21 protein-coding genes are annotated in these 24,679 nt (G+C 71.0%); all 21 read right to left on the bottom strand.

Annotated features, from left to right (window positions below; translation table 11 throughout):
• Nucleotides 1-4 precede the first annotated feature (4 nt).
• Complete coding sequence (locus tag PLJ28_RS06020; protein WP_298043959.1) at nucleotides 5-439, bottom strand: hypothetical protein; 435 nt, start codon at nucleotides 437-439, stop codon at nucleotides 5-7.
• Nucleotides 440-448: 9 nt separating this feature from the next.
• Nucleotides 449-1,207 carry a 4-hydroxy-tetrahydrodipicolinate reductase gene (gene dapB / locus PLJ28_RS06015; RefSeq protein ID WP_298043962.1) on the bottom strand — a complete coding sequence of 253 codons (759 nt, stop codon included), beginning with the start codon at nucleotides 1,205-1,207 and terminating at the stop codon, nucleotides 449-451.
• Between the two features lie 18 nt (nucleotides 1,208-1,225).
• Entirely contained in the window at nucleotides 1,226-2,470 is a 1,245-nt protein-coding gene (locus PLJ28_RS06010) for an MFS transporter (protein ID WP_298043965.1), read from the bottom strand.
• Nucleotides 2,471-2,519: 49 nt separating this feature from the next.
• Nucleotides 2,520-3,311, bottom strand: coding sequence for a respiratory nitrate reductase subunit gamma (gene narI / locus PLJ28_RS06005; RefSeq protein ID WP_183524317.1), 792 nt, complete (start codon nucleotides 3,309-3,311; stop codon nucleotides 2,520-2,522).
• Nucleotides 3,298-4,014, bottom strand: a complete 717-nt coding sequence (narJ, locus tag PLJ28_RS06000; RefSeq protein ID WP_183524313.1) for a nitrate reductase molybdenum cofactor assembly chaperone — start codon at nucleotides 4,012-4,014, stop codon at nucleotides 3,298-3,300. Before narJ ends, narI begins: the two co-directional genes overlap by 14 nt.
• Nucleotides 4,011-5,741 carry a nitrate reductase subunit beta gene (gene narH / locus PLJ28_RS05995; RefSeq protein WP_298043970.1) on the bottom strand — a complete coding sequence of 577 codons (1,731 nt, stop codon included), beginning with the start codon at nucleotides 5,739-5,741 and terminating at the stop codon, nucleotides 4,011-4,013. The genes narJ and narH overlap by 4 nt, the downstream gene beginning before the upstream one ends.
• The gene (locus tag PLJ28_RS05990) at nucleotides 5,741-9,463 is read right to left on the bottom strand and encodes a nitrate reductase subunit alpha (RefSeq protein WP_298043973.1); all 3,723 of its coding nucleotides are present in this window, start codon (nucleotides 9,461-9,463) and stop codon (nucleotides 5,741-5,743) included. Before PLJ28_RS05990 ends, narH begins: the two co-directional genes overlap by 1 nt.
• A gap of 142 nt (nucleotides 9,464-9,605) precedes the next feature.
• The gene (locus PLJ28_RS05985) at nucleotides 9,606-11,159 is read right to left on the bottom strand and encodes an alanine/glycine:cation symporter family protein (protein WP_298043975.1); all 1,554 of its coding nucleotides are present in this window, start codon (nucleotides 11,157-11,159) and stop codon (nucleotides 9,606-9,608) included.
• A 169-nt stretch (nucleotides 11,160-11,328) separates the two neighbouring features.
• Nucleotides 11,329-12,654 carry a M16 family metallopeptidase gene (locus PLJ28_RS05980; RefSeq protein ID WP_298043977.1) on the bottom strand — a complete coding sequence of 442 codons (1,326 nt, stop codon included), beginning with the start codon at nucleotides 12,652-12,654 and terminating at the stop codon, nucleotides 11,329-11,331.
• 212 nt (nucleotides 12,655-12,866) lie between these two features.
• Nucleotides 12,867-15,134 (bottom strand): polyribonucleotide nucleotidyltransferase, encoded by a 2,268-nt coding sequence (locus PLJ28_RS05975; RefSeq protein WP_183524297.1) that lies wholly within the window; start codon nucleotides 15,132-15,134, stop codon nucleotides 12,867-12,869.
• 230 nt (nucleotides 15,135-15,364) lie between these two features.
• Nucleotides 15,365-15,634, bottom strand: coding sequence for a 30S ribosomal protein S15 (gene rpsO / locus PLJ28_RS05970; RefSeq protein WP_010145185.1), 270 nt, complete (start codon nucleotides 15,632-15,634; stop codon nucleotides 15,365-15,367).
• An 80-nt stretch (nucleotides 15,635-15,714) separates the two neighbouring features.
• Nucleotides 15,715-16,497: a class I SAM-dependent methyltransferase gene (locus PLJ28_RS05965; RefSeq protein WP_298043983.1), complete on the bottom strand. Its 783-nt coding sequence runs from the start codon at nucleotides 16,495-16,497 to the stop codon at nucleotides 15,715-15,717.
• Nucleotides 16,494-17,444 carry a bifunctional riboflavin kinase/FAD synthetase gene (locus tag PLJ28_RS05960; protein WP_183524291.1) on the bottom strand — a complete coding sequence of 317 codons (951 nt, stop codon included), beginning with the start codon at nucleotides 17,442-17,444 and terminating at the stop codon, nucleotides 16,494-16,496. Before PLJ28_RS05960 ends, PLJ28_RS05965 begins: the two co-directional genes overlap by 4 nt.
• Nucleotides 17,445-17,502: 58 nt before the next feature.
• Nucleotides 17,503-17,958, bottom strand: coding sequence for a hypothetical protein (locus PLJ28_RS05955; protein WP_183524288.1), 456 nt, complete (start codon nucleotides 17,956-17,958; stop codon nucleotides 17,503-17,505).
• The gene (locus PLJ28_RS05950) at nucleotides 17,951-18,313 is read right to left on the bottom strand and encodes a hypothetical protein (protein WP_183524285.1); all 363 of its coding nucleotides are present in this window, start codon (nucleotides 18,311-18,313) and stop codon (nucleotides 17,951-17,953) included. Before PLJ28_RS05950 ends, PLJ28_RS05955 begins: the two co-directional genes overlap by 8 nt.
• Entirely contained in the window at nucleotides 18,310-19,239 is a 930-nt protein-coding gene (truB, locus tag PLJ28_RS05945; RefSeq protein WP_298043987.1) for a tRNA pseudouridine(55) synthase TruB, read from the bottom strand. The genes PLJ28_RS05950 and truB overlap by 4 nt, the downstream gene beginning before the upstream one ends.
• The gene (gene rbfA / locus PLJ28_RS05940; protein WP_010145191.1) at nucleotides 19,236-19,673 is read right to left on the bottom strand and encodes a 30S ribosome-binding factor RbfA; all 438 of its coding nucleotides are present in this window, start codon (nucleotides 19,671-19,673) and stop codon (nucleotides 19,236-19,238) included. The genes truB and rbfA overlap by 4 nt, the downstream gene beginning before the upstream one ends.
• A 35-nt stretch (nucleotides 19,674-19,708) precedes the next feature.
• On the bottom strand, nucleotides 19,709-22,600 hold the full coding sequence (gene infB, locus PLJ28_RS05935; protein WP_324589972.1) for a translation initiation factor IF-2: 2,892 nt from the start codon (nucleotides 22,598-22,600) through the stop codon (nucleotides 19,709-19,711).
• Between the two features lie 135 nt (nucleotides 22,601-22,735).
• Nucleotides 22,736-23,047 carry a YlxR family protein gene (locus tag PLJ28_RS05930; protein WP_324589971.1) on the bottom strand — a complete coding sequence of 104 codons (312 nt, stop codon included), beginning with the start codon at nucleotides 23,045-23,047 and terminating at the stop codon, nucleotides 22,736-22,738.
• 90 nt (nucleotides 23,048-23,137) lie between these two features.
• The gene (nusA, locus tag PLJ28_RS05925; protein WP_183524273.1) at nucleotides 23,138-24,106 is read right to left on the bottom strand and encodes a transcription termination factor NusA; all 969 of its coding nucleotides are present in this window, start codon (nucleotides 24,104-24,106) and stop codon (nucleotides 23,138-23,140) included.
• Nucleotides 24,107-24,670: a ribosome maturation factor RimP gene (gene rimP / locus PLJ28_RS05920; protein WP_183524270.1), complete on the bottom strand. Its 564-nt coding sequence runs from the start codon at nucleotides 24,668-24,670 to the stop codon at nucleotides 24,107-24,109.
• Nucleotides 24,671-24,679 lie beyond the last annotated feature (9 nt).

Genomic DNA, 24,679 nt, shown 5'->3' with positions numbered 1-24,679 from the left:
GGTCCTAGGGGTAGAGCCGGATCGCGTCCCGCATGGCCCGGCGGGCCCGGGTCCGGTCGCCCGAGGCGTCATAGCCCAGGGAGAGCCGGTACCAGGAACGCCAGTCCTCCGGGGCGGCCTCGGCCTCGGCCCGGAAGACCTCGAACTGCGCGTCCGCCACGGTGCGGTCGATCCGCCCGCCGGGTGAGCGCGGCAGGTCGTCGACGGGCAGGCCGCCCTCGGCGGCGAGCGTGCGGCCCAACCGCTCCATCATGATCCCGAAGCGCAGTTCACGCCACAGCGTCCACAATCCGACGGCCACGATCCCCAGGGTGGCCACCCCGAGCACCTTGGCCACCGGCTGCGGCGCCTGCATGAAGCCGACCGCCGAGACCACGGCGAGCACGGCGAACAGCAGCATGAGGGCGACGATCGCGCCCACACCGATCTTGGTCTTCATCAGGTCCCGTCAGTCCAGGTCGAGGTAGCCGTCGAGGCCGTAGGTCAGTCCCGGCCGCGAGGCCACGGTGCGCAGCCCCAGCAGCACCCCGGGCATGTACGCACCGCGGTCGAAGGCGTCGTGGCGGACGACCAGCTGCTCGCCCGGCCCGCCCAGGAGCACCTCCTGGTGGGCCTCCAGCCCGCGCAGCCGCACGGAGTGCACCCGGACGCCGTCCACGAGGGCCCCGCGCGCTCCGTCCGGATCATGGGTGGTGGCGTCCGGGGAGGGCCCGACACCGGCCGCGGCCCGGGACTCGGCGATCAGTCCCGCCGTGCGCACGGCCGTGCCCGAGGGGGCGTCCACCTTGGCCGGGTGGTGCATCTCGATGAGCTCCACCGAGGGGAAGTACTTGGCGGCCTTGGCCGCGAAGGCGCTGGCCAGGACCGAGCCGAGGGCGAAGTTGGGGGCGATGAGGACCCCGACCCCGGGGTGTCCCGCGAGCTGCCCGGCCAGCACCGCCCGCCGTTCACCGGACCAGCCGGAGGTCCCGACGACGGTGTGCAGGCCGTTCTCCACGGCGAAGGCCACGTGATCGGGCGATGCGTCCGGGACCGAGAGGTCCAGGACGTGGGTGGCGCCGGCCTCGAGCACGGACTCCATCCGGTCCTTCGAGCCGAGCCGGGCGACGAGTTCCAGGTCTGCGGCGTCGTCGACCGCCTCGACGGCGTAGTGGCCCATCTTCCCTGAGGCGCCCAGGATGGCGACGCGGATCGAGTCTTGAGTCATGGACTCCAGTCTATGGCGCTACACCGCGGCCGCCGACGCCGCCTGCCGCTCATCGACCCTGCCGCCGTTGCGGACGGTGAAGGTCAGCGCCAGTGCCACGAGCGCGAAGGTGGCCAGCAGCATCAGCCCCACGAAGTAGCTGTTGTGCTCCTCGTTGTAGGTGGCTCCCATCACCAGCGGCGGGAAGTACCCGCCCAGCCCGCCGGCCGCGGCGATGATGCCGCCGATCGTCCCGACGTCACGCGGGTCCGCGGCGCGGCCGACCCAGCCGAACACGCCGCCGGTGCCCAGTCCCAGGAACAGGGCCATGAGCAGGAAGACGGGTCCGTAGACGCGTTCGGCGCCGGGCTGCAGGGCCACGATGACCGCCATGACCGCGGCCCCGGCGAACGAGGTCAGCGTGACGGCCCGCGGGCCGAGCCGGTCGGCGAGGGTGCCACCGACCGGCCGGGCGACCACGGCGGCCAGGGCGAAGCCGGCGGTGCGCCAGCCGGCCTCGGTGGCGGCGTAGTCGTAGATGTTGCCCAGGTAGGTGGGCAGGTAGTTGGAGAAGGCCACGAAGGCACCGAAGACCACGCCGTAGAGGAAGCAGAGCTGCCAGGTGACCAGCTGGGAGAAGGCCCGCCGGAGCTTGGGCAGCGCCGGGGTGGGCGTGGTGCCGGCCCGGGCGGGAGACTCCCGCAGCAGCAGGGCGCAGAGCACCGCGACCACCGCGACGATGACGGCCACGAGGACGTGGGTGGTCAGGTAGCCGATCCCGGCCACCAGTTGCGGGGTGGCGAAGGCGGAGACCGCGGTGCCGACCATGCCCGCCCCGAAGATGCCGGTGGCGAAGCCCTTGCGGTGCGGCGGATACCAGGCGGAGACGAAGGGGATGCCGATCGCGAAGACCGCTCCGGCGATGCCGAGGAAGAACGCCACGACCAGCAGCGGGACGTAGGCACCCAGCGACCCGACCAGGCCGGTGACCAGCACCAGTGGTGCCGTGAGGCCGAGCAGCACGGTGAACATGAGGCGCCCGCCGTAGCGGTCCGTCAGCACCCCGACCGGAACGCGGGCGACCGCGCCGACGAGGATCGGCATGGCCACCAGGACCGCGGTCTGGGTCGGGGCCAGGCCCATCTGCTCGGTGTAGCGGGCGGACAGCGGGCCGATCATCGTCCAGGCCCAGAACCCGACGGTGGAGGCCAGCGTGGCCAGCCACAGGTTCAGGGTCTGGCCCCGCAGGTCGGCGTCGCGGGCGGCGGGTGCGGTGGCGCTCATGGTCTGGCTCCTGGTTCCTGGTCCTGGTTCCTGGTCCTGGCGGCGGGTCCTAGCGGCGGGTCCGGGTACGCTCGCGGTCCGGGGTTCCCACGGGGTCCCAGCCGCGGCGGACGGGGACCGTCCCGCGGCCGGGCCGGCGGCTGTCCCGGGAGCGGTAGACGATGTAGGGACGGAACAGGTAGTGCAGCGGGGCGGTGAAGGCGTGCACCAGCCGGGTGAACGGCCAGACCGCGAACAGGGCGAACGCCCACAGCACGTGGACCTTGAAGCCCAGGGAGGCGGCGGCCATCGCGGCCACGTCCGGCTGCAGGATCCAGATGGAGCGGAACCACGGGGACACGGTGCTGCGGTAGTCCGTCACCGAGTGGTCGAACACGGAGATCGCGGTGACGGCCAGTCCCGCCAGGATCGCCCCCACCAGCAGCACGTACATGAACTTGTCGTTCTTGGTGGTGGCCATGAAGACGGGTCCCGTGGTGCGGCGGCGGTAGACGAGCAGCACGATCCCCACGAGGGTGCCGATGCCGGCGATCGAGCCGATGCCCAGGGCCATCACGTGGTACATGTCCTCCGTGACCCCCAGCGCGTCCGTCCAGGCCCGCGGGATCACCAGTCCCACGATGTGGCCGACCAGCACGGCCAGGATGCCGAAGTGGAACAGCGGGGACGCCCAGCGCAGCAGCCGCGACTCGTACAGCTGGGAGGACCGGGTGGTCCAGCCGAACTGGTCGTAGCGGTAGCGCCAGACGGTGCCCCCGATGAAGAAGGCCAGGACGATGTAGGGCAGCACGCCCCAGAGCAGTACGTCCCAGATGCCGACGGGGGCCTCAGCGCCGTCCATGTCCTGATCCTTCCGAGGTGGGGGTGAAGGGGAGCAACCGCGGGTCGGAGGCGTCCAGCCCGACCGTCTCGGCGGGCGGGCCGTACCCGGCCATGGCCTGCACGGCGCTCTTGTCCGCGGGCGAGGGGCCGGGCAGGGTGGAGCAGACCAGGGCGACGATCCCCTGCTGGGGCAGCGCGTCGTCCCGCAGGGCCAGGCGCAGCAGTTCCAGGGAGGGCCGGTAGCGCTGGAGCAGCTCGTAGCCGGCGTCCGGACTCACCCGGGCGGCGAACTCGAGCACCAGCGGGAGGTAGTCCGGCAGCTCGGCGTCGTCCGGTGCGCAGCCGTGGGAACGGTAGACCTCCTTGAACGCGGCCAGCGCCTCGCCCCGGCGGCGCGTGTCCCCGTCCGTCCAGTAGGTCAGGTGCAGGCTGTGCCGCCGGGACAGGTCGTACTCCCGGACGTAGTCGGACTGGACCTCGTGCAGGGGCCGGGCGGTGAGCCAGTCGACCAGTGGCTGGGTCAGGGCCGGTTCCACGCCGACCTCGGCGAGCGCCGCGCGCACCGGCTCGATCCGCTCCAGCAGCTCCTCGTCCGGATAGGACAGCAGCACCGCCGCCGCCTGCCGCACGACCGCGCTGCGGACCGGGTCGGGGTCCGTGAAGTCCTCCGGGTCCAGGCTGCCCCTCCCGGGCTTGCCCAGCAGCCGCTCCAGGAGCCTCATGCCGTCTCACCGCTTCGGGTGGTGGTGCCGTCGGCCGGACCGGGCGGTTCCTCCACCTGGCCCACGTCCTCGGCCGTGCGGTGCGGGAACAGGCCCTCGGGCGTGCCGTGGCCGTCCCAGTTGAGCAGGTTCACGCGGCCGGCCAGCTGGGTGTTGCCGGTCGGGTCGTCGGCGGTCTGCCGGGCCTGCAGGGCCATGAACGTCTCCTGGGCCACCGGGACCGGCCGCCCGGAGGCCTCCCCGAACCCGCCCATCTGGCCCATGCCGGGGCCACCGTCCACGTCCAGCGAGCAGCCCAGCTCCTCGAGGTTGTGGGCGTCCTCCACGTGGGCCGAGGGGATGACGTAGCGCTCGCCGTACTTGGCGATCGCCATCAGCCGGTACATCTCCTGGACCTGGGCCCCGGTCATGCCGACGGCCCGGGCGATGGACTCGTCCGCCTCCCGGCCCAGGGTGATGTCGCGCATGTAGGAGCGCATGGCGGCGAGCCTGCGCAGCACGTCCGTGACCAGCCGGGTGTCACCGGCGGTGAACAGCTCGGCCAGGTACTCCACCGGGATCCGCAGCGACTCGATGGCCCCGAACAGGTTCTCGGCGTCCTCGCCGTCGTGGCCCTGGTCCTTGAGCAGGTCGACCACCGGGGACAGCGGCGGGACGTACCAGACCATCGGCATGGTCCGGTACTCCGGATGCAGCGGCAGGGCCACCCGCATCTCCTTGGCCAGCTTGTACACCGGCGAGCGCCGGGCCGCGTCGAGCCAGTCCTCGGGGATGCCCTCGGCCCGCGCCGCCTCGATCACGACCGGGTCGTGCGGGTCCATCATGAGGTCGAGCTGGGCCTCGTACAGGTCCTGCTCGTCCGGGACCGAGGCGGCCTCGGTGACCCGGTCGGCGTCGTACAGGAAGATGCCGATGTACCGCAGCCGGCCCACGCAGGTCTCCGCGCACACCGTGGGGATGCCCACCTCCACGCGGGGGTAGCAGAACGTGCACTTCTCGGCCTTGCCGGACTTGTGGTTGTAGTAGATCTTCTTGTACGGGCAGCCGGTCACGCACTGGCGCCAACCGCGGCAGCGGTCCTGGTCCACCAGCACGATTCCGTCCTCGGCGCGCTTGTAGATGGCCCCGGAGGGACAGGAGGCCATGCAGGAGGGGTTCAGGCAGTGCTCGCAGATCCGCGGCAGGTAGAACATGAAGGTCTGCTCGAACTCGAACCTGACCTTGTCCTCCGACTCCCTCCGGACCTTCTCCACGATCGGGTCCAGGTGGCCGGACCCGGCGGTGCCACCCAGGTTGTCGTCCCAGTTCGCCGACCAGGAGATCCTGGTGTCCTTCCCCGTGATCAGTGACTTGGGTCTGGCCACCGGGAAGTCGTCCCCGGCCGGGGCGTTGATGAGGTTCTCGTAGTCGTAGGTCCACGGCTCGTAGTAGTCCTTGAGCTCGGGCTGCACCGGCGAGGCGAAGATCCCGAACATCTTGGCCAGGCGACCCCCGGACTTGAGCCTGAGGTTCCCCCGCCGGTTCAGCTCCCAGCCGCCCCGCCACTTCTCCTGGTCCTCGTACCGGCGCGGATAGCCCTGACCGGGGCGGGTCTCCACGTTGTTGAACCACACGTACTCGGTGCCGGCACGGTTGGTCCAGGCCTGCTTGCACGTCACGGAGCAGGTGTGGCAGCCGATGCATTTGTCCAGTGCCATCACCATGGCGGTCTGGGCCATGATCCTCATCAGTACTGCACCTCCTGGGAGCGCTTGCGGACCACCGAGATGATGTCCCGCTGGTTGCCGGTGGGGCCGAGGTAGTTGAACGCCCAGGACAGGTGCGCGTAGCCGCCGATCATGTGCGTGGGCTTGACCAGGATCCTGGTCACCGAGTTGTGGATGCCCCCGCGCCGTCCCGTGGCCTCGGACTTCGGCACGTCGATGGTGCGTTCCTGGGCGTGGTGGACGTACACGACTCCCTCGGGCATCCGGTGGGAGACGATCGCCCGGCCCACGAACACCCCGTTGTTGTTGACGCACTCCACCCAGTCGTTGTCCGTCACCTCGATGAGCGCGGCGTCCTGGGCGCTCATCCACACGGAGGTGCCGCCGCGGGAGAGCGAGAGCATGAACAGGTTGTCCTGGTACTCCGAGTGGATGGACCACTTGTTGTGCGGGGTCAGGTAGCGCAGCGAGATCGACAGCTCCCCGCGCTCGCCCAGCTTCGGCTCGCCGAACAGGCGGTGCATGTCCAGCGGCGGCCGGTACAGCGGCAGCATCTCCCCCATGTCCTTCATCCAGTCGTGGTCCAGGAAGAAGTGCATGCGCCCGGTCAGGGTGTGGAAGGGCTTGAGGCGCTCGATGTTGACCGTGAACGGGGCGTACCGCCGCCCACCCGTCTCCGAACCGGACCACTCCGGGGAGGTGATCACGGGCACCGGCGCGGCCTGGGTGTCCGCGAAGGTGATCCGCTTCTCCTGGCTGCCGGCGGCCAGGTCCGCCAGCGGCACCCCGGTGCGCTTCTCCAGGGTCTCGAATCCCTGCACGGCCAGTTCCCCGTTGGTGGTCCCGGAGAACATCAGGATGGCCTCGGCCATCCGCGCGTCGGTGTCCACGGCCGGGCGGCCGGCGGCGGCACCGGAGTCGAACACCCCGTGCAGCCGGCCGAGCAGCTCGACCTGCTCGGTGACGTCGTACGTGATGTGCTTGGTCGTGAAGCCCAGCGTCTCCGCCAGCGGCCCGACGGCGGTGAATTTGTCCCCGATGGCCGTGTAGTCCCGCTCCACGATCTTCAGGTTCGGCAGGTTCCTCCCGGGCACGGCCGGCAGGTCGGTGCCCTTCCACTCCGGGACGATGCCCCCGGGCTGGGCGATCTCGCCCGGGGTGTCGTGCGTCAGTGCCGTGGCGACGACGTCCCGGCGCACCCCCAGGTGGGTCCTGGACTGGCGCGAGATCTCCTCGGCGAGCAGCCGGAACAGGTCGTAGTCGGTCTTGGCCTCCCACGGCGGGGTGATCGCGGGGGTGAAGGCGTGCACGTAGGGGTGCATGTCCGTGGAGGACAGGTCGTGCTTCTCGTACCAGGTGGCGGCCGGGAACACCACGTCCGAGAGCAGCGTGGAACTGGTCATCCGGAAGTCCGCGGAGACCAGCAGGTCCAGCTTCCCCTCGGGGGCCTCCTCGTGCCAGCGGACGTCGCGCGGCCGGGACTCGCCGTGGTCCCCGCCCAGCACGTTGTGGTGGGTGCCCAGCAGGTGCTTGAGGAAGTACTCCTCCCCCTTGGCCGAGGACCCGAGGAGGTTCGAGCGCCACAGCACCAGGGTGCGCGGCCAGTTGGCCTCGGCGTCCGGGTCCTCCACCGCCATCTGCAGGGACTCGTCCTTGAGCCGGGCGGCGATCCACTCGGCCTCGGTGGCGGCCTCGCCGTTCCCGACGGCGGCCGCGGCCCGGTCCGCGACGTCCAGCGGGTTCTGGGTGAACTGCGGGTAGAACGGCATCCAGCCCAGGCGGGTGGACTGGGCTATCACGTCCGCGGTGTGCTTGCCCGTCAGGTGGCCCTCGGCCAGCGGGGACTGCAGTGAGTCCGTGGAGTAGCCGTCCGAGCGGAACTGGTCCGTGTGCATGTACCAGAAGGCGGTGCCGATCATGAACCGCGGCGGGCGGGTCCAGTCCGAGGCGGCCGCCATGGCGGCCCAGCCGGTGATGGGCCGGGCCTTCTCCTGGCCGACGTAGTGCGCCCAGCCGCCGCCGTTGCGGCCCTGGCAGCCGCACAGCATCAGCAGCGCCAGGATGGCGCGGTACGTGGCGTCCCCGTGGTACCACTGGCAGATGCCGGCGCCGAGGATGATCATGGACCGCCCGCCGGAGTCCTCGGCGTTCTTGGCGAACTCGCGGGCGGTGCGGATGGCGGCCTCGGCGGGCACCGAGGTGATGTCCTCCTGCCAGGCCGGGGTGTAGGGCGTGTGGGGGTCGTCGTAGCCGCCGGCCCACTGGCCCGGCAGGCCGGCGCGGCCGACACCGTACTGGGCGAGCATCAGGTCGAACACCGTGGTGACCTTCCTCCCGGCCACCTCGGTGACCGGGACCCCCCGGCGGATCACCGACCCGGAGCCGTCCGCGGCGGTGAAGGCGGGCAGGTCCACCACGGAGGCGCCGCCGTCGTACCCCGCGGTGTCCGCCACCGACAACGAGGGCCGCACGCCCTGCAGGTCCAGGTTCCAGCGCCCCTCGTCCCGCTCGTTGTACCGGAAGCCCACGGAGCCCTGCGGCACCACCGGGGTGCCGGCATCCCGGTCCATCAGCACCGTCTTGAAGTGCGGGTCCGCCGCGTCGGCCTCGGCCCCGCCGAGGTCGGCGGCCGTGAGGAACTTGCCGGGCACCACGGTGCCGTCCGCGCGCTCGTCGAGGGTGACGAGGAAGGGCAGGTCCGTGTACTGCAGCACGTAGTCCTCGAAGAACGGCACGCGGCGGTCCACGAAGTTCTCGCGGAGCACCACGTGCCCCATGGACATCGCCAGGGCGGCGTCCGTGCCGGCCTGGGCCGGCAGCCACTCGTCCGCGAACTTGGTGTTGTCCGCGTAGTCCGGGCTGACGGAGACGACCTTGGTGCCGCGGTAGCGCACCTCCGCCATCCAGTGGGCGTCCGGGGTGCGGGTGACGGGGACGTTGGAGCCCCACATCATCAGGTAGGTGGCGTCCCACCAGTCACCGGACTCGGGCACGTCGGTCTGGTCGCCGAACACCTGGGGGCTGGCCACCGGGAGGTCCGCGTACCAGTCGTAGAAGCTGTTCATCACCCCGCCGATGAGGTTGATGAACCGCGCGCCGGCGGCGTGGGAGACCATGGACATGGCCGGGATGGGCGAGAAGCCGGTGCAGCGGTCCGGGCCGTAGGTCCTGATGGTGTGCACGTGGGCGGCCGCGGAGAGCTCGATCGCCTCCTGCCAGCTGGCCCGCACGAGACCGCCCTTGCCGCGGGCCCGCTGGTAGGTGCGGCGCCTGTCCGGGTCCTCGACGATGGACCGCCAGGCCGTCACCGGATCGCCCCCGGTGGCCTTCTTGGCGTCACGGTACATCTGCAGCAGCGTGCCGCGGACGTAGGGGTAGCGCACGCGGGTGGGCGAGTACGTGTACCAGGAGAACGCGGCGCCGCGGGGACAGCCGCGCGGCTCGTACTCGGGGCTGTCCGGGCCGACCGAGGGGTAGTCTGTCTCCTGGGCCTCCCACGTGATGATCCCGTCCTTGACGTACACCTTCCAGGAACAGGACCCGGTGCAGTTCACCCCGTGGGTGGAGCGGACCACCTTGTCGTGACTCCACCGGTTCCGGTAGAACGCGTCACCGTCCCGGCCCCCCTCCCGGAAGACCGCTCGGCCGTCCTCCGTCTCGTCCCACCGGGTGAAGAACCGACCGATGCTGAGCAGTGCCTGAGTTGCCGGACCATCCATTCCGGGCTTGACCGGGGTCACCATGGGGCCACTGTAAGCATGACGAGGCCCCCAGCGGCAGACCCCAGTCATGGGATCGGCCTCCGGAGGCCTCGTGAGGGGCGATTGTTCACCGGTCGGTCACCTGACCGGGTCGTACAGCCCGGTCAGGCCCGTGCGCGTGCCCTCATCGCGCCCGGTCGTGGTCCGCGGGTCCGGGCCCGGCGTCGCCCTCCCGGATGCGCTCCGGGTTGAGCGAGCGGCCGGTGTGCGTGCGGGAGGAGCCGACGACGTTCCCGGACTTCCAGTCCGCCCAGCCCGGACGATCGACCATGAAGTCCTCGATCTCGGCGGCGGAGGCCACGAGCTTCGGGTCGTGCTTGAGGTAGTGACGGGTCTCCCGGGCGATCAGGCCGGACAGGATGAGCAGGCCGATGAGGTTCGGCAGGGCCATCAGGCCGTTCATGATGTCGGAGAAGTTCCAGACGACCGCCAGCGGCACGGTGCAGCCGATGAAGACCACGAGCGAGAACACGACGCGGTACGGCATCACCAGCCGCTGGCCGAAGAGGCGCTCGACGTTGCGCTCGCCGTAGTAGGACCAACCCAGGATGGTGGAGAAGGCGAACATCACCAGGCCGAGGGTGACGATCCAGTGGCCCCACTGGCCCGGCAGGCCGGTGGAGAACGCCTCGCCGGTCATCAGGGCCGCGGAGACCTGTTCGCCGGTCTCCTCGTCGACGCGGTTCCAGGCGCCGGTGGTGATGATGACCAGGCCCGTGCAGCTCACGACGATGATGGTGTCGATGAACGTCTGGGTCATCGAGACCAGGCCCTGGCGGACCGGGTGCGTGGTCTGCGCGGCAGCGGCCGCGATCGCGGCAGAGCCCATGCCGGACTCGTTCGAGAACATGCCGCGGGCCACACCGTACTGGATCGCGATGATCAGGATCGATCCGGTGAACCCGCCGACGGCGGCGGTGCCGGTGAAGGCATCGGTGAAGATCAGGGCGAGGGCGGCCGGGATGTCCACGACGTTGGCGATGAGGATGTACAGCGACGCCGCCACGTAGAAGACGATCATGACCGGCACGAACCCGGCGGTGACCCGGCCGATGGACTTGATGCCGCCCACCAGCACGAGCAGGGTCATCACGGTCAGGATGATGCCGGTGATCCAGGGCAGCAGGCCGAAGGACTCCTCGACGTTGGCCGCGATGGAGTTGGCCTGGGTCATGTTGCCGATGCCGAAGGAGGCCAGGAAGGCGAAGACGGCGAAGGACAGCGCCAGGATCTTCCCGAGCGGGCCCTTGATGGCCTTCTGCAGGTAGTACTGCGGCCCGCCGGACTTGTCCCCGGCCTCGTCGGTGGTCCGGAACCGGACGGCCAGATAGGCCTCCGAGTACTTCGAGGCCATGCCCACCAGGCCGGTCACCCACATCCAGAACAGGGCGCCCGGCCCGCCGATGCCGATGGCGGTGGCCACGCCGACGATGTTGCCGGTGCCCACGGTGGCCGCCAGGGCGGTGGTGAGGGCCTGGAACTGCGAGATGTCACCCTCCTCGGAGTCATCCCGGCGCCGGATGATCCCGAGGTTCAGAGCGGGGAAGAGCTTGTGGAATTGCAGGAACCCCAGCCGGATGGTCAGGTACAGGCCCGTGCCGAGCAGCAGCGGGATGAGGAAGAAGGGCCCCCAGACGAAGGACCCGATGTCTCCCAGGACTTTTTCCAGTTGTTCCATGACGATGGACCGGTCTTTCTCTCACAGGGTGCGATGCCCGTCCCCCACGGGCCTGAACCGGCCACCGCAGCGGCCGGAACGTCCAGAATGTGTCATGCACCACGGCCAGTCAAGCGACGTGCCGACGAATGCGGGAACCTGAACATGATGGACATGTTCAACCGTTCCGTCAGGAGTCGCGGGGCCCGTCCGGCCCGACCACGATCGTGGCCCGCGGCGACTCCGCCAGGCGCCGGGCCACCGCGCGAACCTGCTCGGACGTGACCTGGCGCCACCGGTCCAGGGCGCCGTCCAGGTCCACGAACTCACCGGTCACGAGCTCTGCGCGTCCCAGCCGGGACATCCGGGACCCGGTGTCCTCCAGGCCCAGGACCGTGCCCCCGGACAGCTGTCCGCGGGCGCGGTCGAGCTCCTCGTCGGTGATGCCGTGCTCGGCCAGGCGTTCCAGTTCCCGCACCATCAGCCCGGCCACGGAGTCCGCCCGGGCCGGGGAGCAGCCGGCGTACAGCCCGAAGTAGCCCACGTCCGAGTAGGAGGCCGAGAACGAGTACGTGTTGTAGGCCAGTCCGCGCTTCTCCCGGACCTCCTGGAACAGCCGGGAGCTCATGCCGCCGCCCAGGGCCGAGTTCATCACGGCCAGGGCGAACCGGTCCGGATCCAGGGTGTGCACGGAGCGGCCTCCGACGAGGACCGAGGCCTGCTCCACCGGGCGTGCCACCCGGTGCACGCCCTCGGTGATCCCGGCCCCGGTGTAGACGTGGCTGCGCCGCGGGGCCGGTGCGGCGCCCTCGGGCAGGTCCCAGCCGGAGCGCTGCAGGGCCTGCAGGACCAGCCGGCACACCTCCTCGTGGTCCAGCCCCCCGGCCGCGGTCACCACCAGCTCGTCCGGCCGGTACCACTGCCGGTAGTGGTCCACCACGCGGTCGCGGGAGATCACCCGGATGGCGTCCGGGGTGCCACCGATCGGGCGGCCGAGCGGGTGCCCGTCCAGCAGCCTGATGGCCAGCTCCTCGTGGGCTGTGTCGACGGGGTCGTCGGCGTCCATGGCGAGTTCCTCGAGGATGACGCCCCGCTCGGTCTCCAGTTCCACCGGGTCGATCAGCGCCGAGGTCACCATGTCGGTGATGACCTCGATGGCCATCGGCAGGTCGGTGTCCAGCACCCGTGCGTGGTAGCAGGTGGACTCCTTCGCGGTCGAGGCGTTGGACTCCCCGCCCACGCGGTCGAACGCGGTGGCGATGTCCATCGCGGACCGGTGCGGGGTGCCCTTGAAGAGCAGGTGCTCCAGGAAGTGCGTCGAGCCGAAGCCCCCCTCGGCCTCGTCGCGCGATCCCACGGCGATCCAGAAGCCGATCGTCACCGACCGCTGCTCCGGCATCGACTCCGTGAGCACCCGGACGCCCCCGGGCAGCACGGACCGGCGCACCACGGAGCCGTGCCCGGCGTCCTGGATGGTGCCGGTGAAGTCTGCGGGGATCGGGATGGTGGGAGTCATGTGCCTGAAACTACCAGCGCGCGCCCACGGTTCCGGCCACCGCGCCTGCTCCCGGGTACGCGACAGGCCGGTGGGCCGCACTCTCGTGCGGCCCACCGGCCTGTCAGGACGCGTTCACCCCTCCTCCCGCGGTCCCCGCCCCAGGCGCGGCACCGGCCGGAGCCGGGCTGCGCCGTCGTCGGGACGTCCGGGAGGACCGGCGGGAGGGAGCGTCAGCCCTCCTGGTCCGCGCCCTCGGACTCCTCGGAACCGGACCCGCCCTCGGACGAGGCGCCGTCCTCGACCACGGGGGCCAGGGAGAGCTTGCCGCGGTCGTCGATCTTGGTGATCTCCACCTGGATCTTCTGGCCGACCTCGACGACGTCCTCGACGTCCTCGACGCGCTTGCCCTCGTTGATCTTGCGCAGCTCGGAGATGTGCAGCAGCCCGTCCTTGCCCGGGGTCAGGGACACGAAGGCGCCGAAGGTGGTCAGCTTCACCACGGTGCCGAGGTAGCGCTCACCAACCTCGGGGACCTGCGGGTTGGCGATGGCGTTGACCGCCGACCGGGCGGCCTCGGCCTGCGAGCCCTCGGTGGCGCCGATCAGCACGGTGCCGTCGTCCTCGATGGAGATGTCCGCGCCGGTGTCGTCCTGGATCTGGTTGATCATGGCGCCCTTGGGGCCGATGACCGCACCGATCTTGTCCACCGGGATCTTGATGGCGATGATCCGCGGCGCGTACTGGCTCATCTCGTCCGGTGCGTCGATCGCGGCGTTCAGGACGCCCAGGATGTGCAGCCGGGCCTCACGGGCCTGGGTCAGGGCGGCCGCCAGCACGGAGGCCGGGATGCCGTCCAGCTTGGTGTCCAGCTGGATCGCGGTGACGAACTCGGAGGTGCCGGCCACCTTGAAATCCATGTCACCGAAGGCATCCTCGGCGCCGAGGATGTCGGTCAGGGCCGCGTACCGCGTCTGGCCGTCCACGGTGTCCGAGACGAGGCCCATGGCGATGCCGGCCACGGGGGCCTTCAGCGGCACGCCGGCGTTGAGCATCGACAGGGTCGAGGCGCAGACCGAGCCCATGGAGGTGGAGCCGTTGGAGCTCAGGGCCTCGGAGACCTGGCGGATGGCGTAGGGGAACTCCTCGCGGGAGGGCAGCACGGGCACGATGGCCCGCTCGGCCAGTGCGCCGTGGCCGATCTCGCGGCGCTTCGGGGAACCCACGCGGCCGGTCTCGCCGGTGGAGTACGGCGGGAAGTTGTAGTGGTGGATGTAGCGCTTGGAGGTCTCCGGGGCCAGCGAGTCGATCTGCTGTTCCATCTTGAGCATGTTCAGCGTGGTGACACCCATGATCTGGGTCTCCCCGCGCTCGAAGATGGCGGAGCCGTGCACGCGCGGCAGGACCTCGACCTCGGCGGTCAGCTTGCGGATGTCCGTCAGGCCACGGCCGTCGATGCGGACCTGGTCCTTGAGGATGCGCTGGCGCACGACCTGCTTGGTGACGGCACCGTAGGCCTTGGCGACCTCCTGGCGGCGCTCGGCGAAGGCCGCGCCCTCACCGGTCAGTGCCTCGATGACCTCGAGGTGGTAGGCGTCGGAGGCGTTCTGGCGCTCCTGCTTGTCACCGATCGAGTAGATCTCGGTCAGCCGGGCGGCGGCGAACTCCTCCACCGCGGCGTAGGCGTCGTCCTCGTAGTCCTTGAAGACGGGGACGTCCACCGGGGCCTTGGCCGCGCGGGCGGCCAGGTCGGCCTGGGCCTCGCACAGGGCCTTGATGAACGGCTTGGCGGCCTCGAGGCCCTCGGCCACGATCTCCTCGGTGGGGGCGGTGGCGCCCTGGTCCTTGACCAGGCTCCAGACGCCGGGGGTGGCCTCTGCCTCGACCATCATCACGGCGATGTCGTCACCGGCCACGCGGCCGGCCACGGCCATGTTGAACACGGCGTTCTCCAGCTGCGAGTGCTTCGGGAAGGCGACCCACTGGCGGTTGCCGGCGCCGTCGTCGATCAGGGCGACGCGCACGCCGCCGATCGGGCCGGAGAACGGCAGGCCCGAGAGCTGGGTGGACATGGACGCGGCGTTGATGGCCACGGTGTCGTAGATCTCGTCCGGGGCGATCGAGGTGACGGTCACGACGACCTGCACCTCGTTGCGGATGCCCTTGGTGAAGGCCGGGCGCAGCGGACGGTCGATCAGGCGGCAGGTGAGGATGGCGTCCGTGGTCGGACGGCCCTCACGCCGGAAGAACGAGCCGGGGATGCGGCCGGCGGCGTACATCCGCTCCTCCACGTCCACGGTGAGCGGGAAGAAGTCGAAGCCCTCGCGCGGGGACTTGCCGACGGTGGTGGCGGACAGCATCGACGTCTCCTCGTCGATGTAGACCATGGCCGCACCGGCGGCCTGCTGGGCCAGGCGGCCCGTCTCGAAGCGCACGACGCGCTGGCCGTAGGAGCCGTTGTCGATGACGGCTTCGGCGAACTGGATCTCGGGACCCTCCATGGGTGGGTGTCCTTTCGTAGCGGCCCGCCGCGTCACCACCCGGTCTTCGATCGAAGCCCCCGGACGCTTGGGTTCCGGAGGCCACTGTCGAGGACCGCGAACGGCGACTCGTGAGCGGGCATGGATAGAGATGGTGGGAGCCGTGCGCTCGGCGCGGTCCCCCGGATAAGACTAGAGGCGGCGACCCGCTGGGGGGAAACCCCCACGCGGACCGCCGCCCCTACGTCACGTCACTTACGCAGGCCCAGACGCTCGATCAGGGCGCGGTAGCGCGCGATGTCGGTCTTCTCGAGGTAGCCGAGCATGCGACGACGGCGACCGACCAGGGCCATCAGGCCGCGGCGGGTGTGGTGGTCGTGCTTGTGCGACTTCAGGTGCTCCGTCAGGTCCTTGATGCGCCGGGACAGCACGGCGATCTGGACCTCGGGGGAACCGGTGTCACCCTCGTGGGTGGCGTATTCCTTGATGATGGACGTCTTGACGGCGGGGTCGAGTGCCACGCGAACTCCTCATGAGTTGTGCCGCGATCAGAGAGGACGGTCCCGCCACCGCGGACTGCAGCGGGCGCCAGCCGTCCATCCTAGCAGAGGGGCCGGACCTCGCAACGCCACGCGCTCGTGACGTACGGCAGCTCCAGCAGCTCCCCGGGCGCGTGTCCCAGGTGCTCGAGGAGGTACCAGTCCAGGTTGGCGCGCATCCGGTCACGCACGGCGTCCGTGGCGCGCAGGTGGTAGGACCGGGTGGCCATCAGGTCGTGGAGCCCCTCCGGGGTGATCGGCTGGGTCCAGTGCCACCACCGGCCCTCGGGTGCCGTGAACCGCTCCCCCACGGCCGGAGGCTGCCGCGGCGGGTGCACGTCACCGGCGTGCATGATCCGGCTGAGCCGGTGGACCCAGGGCACCGAGGTGTCCAGCTGGTTGGAGACGATGCCCAGCACGCCGCGCCCGAGCAGCCGTGCGGCCTCCCCGGCCCCGGCCTCGGGATCGATCCAGTGCCAGGCCTGGGCGGCGGTCACCACGTCCGCGCAGCCGTCCGGCAGCCCGGTCCGCTCGCCCTCGGCCTGCACGGTGCGCACGCGGGGCAGTGCGGCCCGCAGGACCTCGAGCATCGCCGCGGAGGGATCGACGGCGCTCACCTCCAGTCCGTGGGCGTCCAGCAGGGCGGTGAACAGTCCCGTGCCGGCCCCGAGGTCCACGGCGGTCCGGGCGCCGGCGGGGACCAGGAAGTCCACCACGCCGGCCGGATAGGACGGCCGGATCGCGTCGTAGCGCCGGCCGGTGGCGAGGAACGCCTCGCCCTGGTGAAGCCGGGCGGCCTCCGTCAGCCGGGGGGCGGCCGTCGGGCGCGGGGGGACGGGACTCACGAGGGGACGGCCAGGACCTGACGGGTGCGGTCGACGTCGTCGGTCATCTGCTCGATCAGCTTCGGGATGCCCTCGAAGGCGACCATGCCGCGCAGCCGCTCGACGAACTCGACCGCGACCTGCTGGCCGTACAGGTCGAAGTCCTCCACGGCCTCGTCCGGCCGGTCGATCACGTGGGCCTCGACCACGCGGGAGACCCCGTCGAAGGTCGGGTTGGAACCCACGGAGATCGCCGCCGGCCAGCGGCGGCCGGATTCCTCGTGCAGCCAGCCCGCGTACACGCCGTCGGCCGGGATCATCCCCTGGACCTCGTCCGAGAGGTTGGCGGTGGGGAAGCCCAGTTCCCGGCCGCGGGCGAACCCGTGCACGACCTCGCCGTGGACGCGGTGGTTCCGGCCGAGCACCCCGGCGGCCTCGGAGACGTCCCCGGCGCGCAGCGCGTCCCGGATCCAGGTGGAGGAGCACCGGCGGTCCTCGCCGTAGTCGGCCACCGGCACCACGTCGAAGTGGTACTTCTGGCCCAGGGCGCACATCGTGTCGAAGTCGCCGGCGTTGCGGTACCCGAAGCGGACGTCGCGGCCGACCACCACGGTGCGGGCATGCAGGGCGTTGACGATGACGTTGCGCACGAACTCCTCGGGGCTCTGCTGGGCGAACTCGAGGGTGTAGTGGATGACGACCAGGCCGTCCAGGCCCACCTGGGACAGCAGGCGGGACTTCTCCTGCAGGTCCGTGATGGACTCCTGCGGCTCGTTGGGCCGGTGCACCACGCGCGGGTGCGGGTCGAAGGTGATCGCGATCGCGCACTGCCCGGCGGAGCGGGCCGTGGAGACCACGTGCTCGAGCACCTGCCGGTGTCCTCGGTGCACGCCGTCGAAGTTCCCGATGGTGACGACGGACGGCTCGAGTCCCGGGGGCACCTCGGCCAGCCCGTCCCAGTAGTGCACTACGGTCCTTCCGCCTCGTCGGTCCTTCAGGTCCACGGGATTCCGGGGACCCTGAACATTATCCACCCGCTCCGGTGCGGCCTGCGACCTCGTCACGGTGCGTGAGCAGCCAGGCCAGGCCGAGGAGGGGCAGGACGAGCGGGATGTAGCCGTAACCGGCGCCGAAACGGCTCCACACGGTGTCGTCCGCGAACAGCTCCGGGTCCAGCACGGTCCACAGGCCCACGCCGAGCACCCCGGCCAGTTCCACCAGGACGGCGACCAGGGAGACGTACCAGGCGGTGCGCCCCGTGCGGGCCAGGGACAGCGTGGCCACGATGTAGACGGCGGCGGCGAAGGCGGAGAGCAGGTAGGCCAGCGGGGCGGCGGAGAACTCCGTGGCGAGCTGGTACAGCGACCGGGCGAAGGAGGACAGGGCGAAGACGGCGTAGACCATCACCAGGATGCGGCCCAGCCCCTGGTTGCGCTTCGGCCGGGCGGGCGCACCCCCGGACTCGAGGACCTTCTCAGCCAAACCAGATCACCTGCATCCTGTACAACATCACGAAGACGGTGGGGCCGACGGCGGCCATCACCAGGTTGGACCAACGGGTCTTGTCCGTCACGGCCCACACGAAGGCCACCAGGGGCACCACCAGCGCGGTGAGGACGTACCCCCAGAACTCCCAGAGGGCTCCGCTGACCGCCTCACCCCCGGACATCCGGAACGCCGCCCCGGTGCCGTAGACGAGCAGGAATAGCTCGACGGCGGCGATCGAGAGGATCGAGGCGTCCGCCGGGAAGCGGCGCAGCACCGTCATGACGACGCAGATGAGCAGGGAGAGGGCACACACCACCGTCCCCGCCCAGAACCAGGCATCGAGGATCACGGGGCACCGTCCGACGCGGCCGGCGCGAACACGATCTCCGGCTTGGCCCTGCCGTCCCGGTCGCTGAGGAGCGCGACGACGGCTCCGTCCGGGGCCTGCCCCGCCACGGTGCCCTCACGACCGGTCGCGGTGATCCGCCGGCCGAAGGACAGCTCCACCGCCTCGTCCGGGGTCAGCCGGCGGACGGGGAACAATCCGGCGGCGGCCTCGGACAGGTCCGTCGCGGTGAACCGCTCCCCCAGCTGCTCGATGGTCACGGCGTCGGCCACCGAGAACGGCCCGACGGCGGTGCGGCGCAGCGCTGTCAGGTGCCCGCCGGTGTCCAGCGCCTCGCCGAGGTCCCGGGCCAGGGCCCGGATGTAGGAACCGGAGGAGCAGTCGACCTCCACGTCCAGGTCCACGATGCGCCCGCCGTCCAGGCGCCGGAACCCGGTCAGCTCGAAACGGCGGACGGTGACCGGCCGGGCCTCGAGGGTGACGTCCTCACCGGAGCGGACCCGGTCGTAGGCGCGCCGGCCGTCCACCTTGATGGCGGACACGGCCGAGGGCACCTGCTGGATCGCGCCGGTCAGCGGGAGCATCGCCGCACGCACCCGGTCCTCGGTGACGGCGTTGGCGAGCCTGGTCTGCACGACCTCGCCCTCGGCGTCGTCGGTGACCGTGCTCTGGCCGAGCCGCACGGTGGCCAGGTAGGTCTTGTCGGACCCGGTGATGGCGGTGAGCAGCCGGGTGGCCTTGTTGAAGCCGACCACGAGCAGGCCCGTGGCCATCGGGTCGAGGGTGCCGGCGTGGCCGACCTTCCGGGTGCCGGCCAGCCGGCGGACCTTCCCGACGACGTCGTGGGAGGTCCAGCCGGCCGGCTTGTCCACCAGCACCAGCCCGGAGGCGGAGGTGCCCGGAGCGCCCTCGGGCAGCTCCCGGCTCACCGGGGGCTGTCCTCGTCCCCGTCCGTGCGGTAGGGGTCGGCCTCTCCCGCGAAGGAGGCGTTCTGCCGCTGGCGGGCCAGCTCGGCGTCACGCTCCTTCGCCTGCTGGAGGACCTGTTCGAGGTGTGCCGCCGCCTCGGGGACGTCGTCGGCCACGAACTCCAGGGTCGGCACCAGCCGGATGGTCAGCTGGCGGCCGACCTCGTGCCGGATGGCGCCCCGGTGGGTCTCGAGGACCTCCCGGACACCCTCGGCGGCCGTGCCGTCACCGAGCACCGTGTAGTACACGGTGGCGTGCTGCAGGTCGTTGGTGACCCGCACCTCGGTGATCGTGATCGACTCCGTCCGGTCGTCCTTGACCCGCTTGCGCAGGGCCTCGGCGACCAGCACCTTGATGCGTTGGGCCAGTCGGCCCGCGCGTGCCGGATCGGCCATGGGACTTCAGTCCTTTCTTCCGTGTCGGACGCGCATCAGGCGCGCGGCTTCTCCTGCATCTCGAAGGTCTCGATGACGTCGCCTTCCTTGATGTCGTTGAAGCCGCCCAGGCCGATACCGCACTCGTAGCCCTCGCGGACCTCGGTGGCGTCGTCCTTGAACCGGCGCAGGGACTCGATCTTGAGGTTCCCGGCCACCACGGCGCCGTCCCGCACGAGGCGGGCCGCGGCGTTGCGGCGGATGAGGCCGGACCGGACCAGCGAACCGGCGATGCTGCCCCACTTGGAGGAGCGGAAGACCTCGCGGACCTCCGCGCTGCCCAGCTGGACCTCCTCGTACTCCGGCTTGAGCATGCCCTTGAGCGCTGCCTCGATGTCGTCGATCGCGTCGTAGATCACCGAGTAGAAGCGCATGTCCACGCCCTCCTTGTCGGCGAGGTCGGCGACGCGCTCGGCCGGGCGGACGTTGAAGCCGATGATGATGGCGTTGTCCACCGTGGCCAGGTTGACGTCGTTCTGGGTGATCGCACCCACACCGCGGTGGATGACGCGCAGCTGCACGTCGTCCCCGACCTCGATCTCCAGCAGGGAGTCCTCGAGCGCCTCGACGGCACCGGAGGCATCGCCCTTGATGATGAGGTTGAGGGTGTCGATCTTGCCCTCGGCCACGGCCTGGTCGAAGTTCTCCAGGGAGATCCGCTTGCGGCGCTTGGCCAACATGGCGTTGCGGTCCGCCGCCTCGCGCTTCTCGGCGATCTGGCGGGCGGTGCGGTCGTCCTCGGTGACCAGGAAGGTGTCACCGGCCCGGGGCACGGAGGACAGGCCCAGCACCTGGACCGGACGGGAGGGCAGCGCCTCCGTGACGGTCTCGCCGTTGTCGTCGAACATCGCCCGGACGCGGCCGTGGGCGTTGCCCACCACCATGTTGTCCCCGACGTGCAGGGTTCCGGACTGCACCAGGACGGTGACCACGGAACCGCGGCCCTTGTCCAGGTTGGCCTCGATGGCCACGCCACGAGCGCCCTTGTTCGGGTTCGCGGTCAGGTCCAGCGCCGCATCCGCGGTGAGCAGGACGGCGGAGAGCAGGTCCTCGATGTTGAGGTTGTTCTTCGCCGAGACGTCCACGAACATCGTGTCGCCGCCGTACTCCTCCGGCACCAGCCCGTACTCGGTGAGCTGGCCGCGGATCTTGTCCGGTGAGGCCTCCGGCTTGTCAATCTTGTTGACCGCCACCACGATCGGCACACCGGCCGCCTTGGCGTGGTTCAGGGCCTCGACGGTCTGCGGCATGACGCCGTCGTCCGCGGCGACCACGAGCACGGCGATGTCCGTGACCTTGGCACCACGGGCACGCATGGCGGTGAACGCCTCGTGGCCCGGGGTGTCGATGAAGGTCAGCTGGCGCGGCGTGCCGTCGTGCTCGAAGTCCACCTGGTAGGCGCCGATGTGCTGGGTGATGCCGCCGGCCTCGCCCTCGATCACCTTGGTGGAGCGGATGGCATCCAGCAGGCGCGTCTTGCCGTGGTCCACGTGGCCCATGACGGTGACGACGGCCGGACGGCGCTCGAGGTCCTCCTCGGTCTCGGCGGCCTCCTCGGCCTCGAGATCGATGTCGAAGGTCTCCAGCAGCTCCTTGTCCTCGTCCTCGGGGGACACGATCTCGATCGTGTAGCCGAGTTCGCCGGCGAGCACCGCGAAGGTGTCCTCGTCCAGGGACTGGTTGGCGTTGGCCATCTCACCGAGCTGGAACAGCACCTTCACCAGCGCCGCCGAATCGGCATTGATCTTCTCGGCCAGGTCGGCCAGCGAGGAACCACGGCGCAGGCGGATGGTCTCGCCACTGCCGCGGGGGACCTTGACGCCGCCGATCTCGCGAGTCTGCTGCTCCAGCTCCTGACGCTTCGCGCGCTTCGACTTGCGCTGCTTGCCCCGCGGACCGCCACCGCGGCCGAAGGCACCCTGGGTGCCGCCACGGGCCGTGCGGCCGCCGCGCGGACCGCCACCGGCGGGCCCGCCGCCGGTGCCGCCACCGGGACGGCCACGGCCGCCCGGACGGGCCGAGGCGGGAGCGGGCTTGTTGATGTGGCCGGGCATCATGTTCGGGCTCGGGCGTGGGCCGCCCGGACGCGGAGCCGCGGGAGTGCCGGCACCGGCGCCCGCACGGGGGGCACCCGCCGGACGGGGACCACCCGGACGCGGACCGCCGGAGCGCTCCTCCGGACGACCGGACCGCATGCCCTGCTTGGGTGCGAACGGGTTGTTGCCCGGACGCGGGCCACCGGGACGGGGACCGCCCGGACGCGGGGCGCCGGCACGGGCACCGGAGTCCTTGGAGGTGAACGGGTTGTTCCCGGGACGGGCCCCACCCGGCTTGGGCGCGCCGGCGCGTGCCGGCTGGGCCGGACGCGGGGCTCCGGGCTTGGCGGCCGGGGACTTCGGTGCGACCGGGCCCGGGGTGGGGGCGGCGCTGTCCGGGGCCGGGGCCTGGTCGACGACGGGCGGCTGGGGGGCCTGGGCCGCCGGCTTCTCGGCCGGGGCCTGAGCGGCAGGCGCCTGGACGGCAGGGGTCTCCACGACCGGGGCCGGTGCTGCCGGGGCCTGGGCGGCCGGTGCGGGCGCCGGTGCTGCCGGGGCCTGGGGGGCCGCCGAACCGGGCTTGGGCGCGGCCGAACCGGGCTTGGGCGCGGCGGAACCGGGCTTCGCGGCGGTGGCGGGCTTGGCGGCAGGGGCCTTCGCGGCCGGGGCCGGGGCACCCGAGGACTTGGGAGCGGCGTCCGCATAGGCGGAGCGCAGCTTCTTGACCACCGGGGGTTCGATGGTCGAGGAGGCGGAGCGGACGAATTCGCCCATGTCCTGAAGCTTGTTCAGGGCCTCCTTGGATGAAATTCCGAGCTCCTTGGCGAGCTCGTGGACGCGGACCTTGGCCACGGTTCTCCTGTTCTGGTCCGCGCCGTGGCCTGTGGGTGGAGCCGGGGGCTCCTCCTAGACCGCGTCAGACGGACCGATGTACGTCAAAGGTGTTCATCGTTGGGCACTCATCGCTTGGTGCTCATCGGGTTTCCATCAGATCTCTGACCCGCTCTCGTCGTTCGTTCTCAGTGCCGGTGCATCCAGGTGCCCGGCGAGCAGCCCGGCCAGGGCGGTCGCGTCGACCGGGCCACGGAAGGCCCGGTTGAATGCGCCTCGCTTCAGGGCGGTCTGCAGGCAAGCGGGGTCCGGGTGGAGCCAGGCCCCTCGGCCCGGCATGCGGCGGCGTGGGTCGGGCACCACGGATCGGGAACCCGTGACACCGTCCAGCACCAGTCGCACCAGCTTGGTGTGGTCCTCCCTGCCTCGGCATCCGACGCAGGTCCGCACCGGGGTGTGTGCCTGCATCGGGAGTCGTTCTGCCTTCGGAAGGGAATTGGACCTGAACCAGTCTACCCCAGTCGTCGTTCCCGCGCCCCCACCGGGGTCGCCCGGGGCTCAGGTGCGGTCTTCGCCGGCGATGTCGATGCGCCAACCGGTCAGCTTGGCGGCCAGGCGTGCGTTCTGGCCCTCCTTGCCGATGGCCAGGGACAGCACGTCCCTCGGCACCACCACCCGGGCGGAGCGGGTGGCGGCGTCCACCACCGTGACGGAGCTCACGCGGGCGGGGGACAGCGCGCTGGCGATGAACCGTTCCGGGTCCTCGCTGTAGTCGACGATGTCGATCTTCTCGTCGTTCAGCTCGCTCATCACGGCACGGACCCGCGAACCCATCTCACCGATGCACGCTCCCTTGGCGTTGACACCGGGCCGGGTGGACTTCACGGCCATCTTCGTGCGGTGCCCGGCCTCGCGGGCCAGGGCCAGGATCTCGACCGAACCGTCCGCGATCTCCGGGACCTCCAGCTCGAACAGCTTCCGGACCAGTCCGGGATGCGAGCGGGACAGGGTGATGGAGGGGCCCTTCAGGCCGCGGTGGACGTCCACCACGTAGGCCCGCAGGCGCGTGCCGTGGGAGTAGTCCTCGCCGGGGACCTGCTCCGGCGGAGGCAGGACGGCCTCGACGGACCCGAGGCTGACCTGGATCATGTGGGGATTGGTGCCCTGCTGGATGAGCCCGGAGATCAGCTCACCCTCCCGGCCCTTGAACTCGCCCAGGATCTGGTCGTCCTCGGCGTCGCGCAACCGCTGCAGGATGATCTGCCGGGCCGTGGACGCGGCGATCCGGCCGAAGCCCTGGGGAGTGTCGTCGAACTCCCCGACGGCCGTACCGTCCTCATCGAGCTCGGTGGCCCAGATGGTCACGTGACCGGTCTTGCGGTCCAGCTCGGCGCGGGCCTGCTGCAACGCGCCGGGAGACTTGTGGTAGGCGACCAGGAGGGCCTGCTCGATCGTGGGCACGAGCTTGTCCAGCGGGATCTCGCGCTCCTTCTCCAGCAGCCGCAGCGCGCTCATGTCGATGTCCACTCAGACCTCCGTGTCCAGTTGTTCGCGGGAGGCATCGCCGCCACCGCTGGACAACTCTACCTGCACCCGCCCCGGGCCGAGGCGGTCGTAGTCGTGGCGTTCGGGCTCCCCCACCTTGGCGGGCATCCCCTTCTTGGCCCCGGCACGCACGGGGACGAGCACCACGCCGGACTCGTCCGCCTCCCGGATGCGGGCCGTGACCTCCTGTCCCCCGAGCGAGACGGTCACCATGCGCCCCACGTTGCGGCGCCAGTGACGCGGCTCCGTCAGCGGACGCGAGACGCCCGGCGAGGAGACCTCGAGCTGATAGGGCTCGCTGCCCAGTTCCGGCAGGTGGTCCCCGGCGGCGTCCAGCGCCTCGGACACCGCGGTGGCCACGGCGGCCACGTCGTCCAGGTCCAGCCCGGCGGTGCCCTCGGGGCGGTCGACGACGACCTGCAGGCTGCGGTGCCCGGGATCGCCCGCCACGGTGACGGACTCGAAGTACATCCCGGCGGCCTCGACGGCGGGGGCCACCAGCTCGGCGAGCGAGCCCGGCTGACGGGCTGTGGGGTTCTCAGTCATTCGCCCTAG

Source organism: Citricoccus sp., from assembly GCF_035445025.1.
In the GTDB taxonomy this organism is placed as follows: domain Bacteria; phylum Actinomycetota; class Actinomycetes; order Actinomycetales; family Micrococcaceae; genus Citricoccus.
Note: the sequence above shows the minus strand (reverse complement) of the source record. Positions and strands in the feature narration are given on the sequence as shown.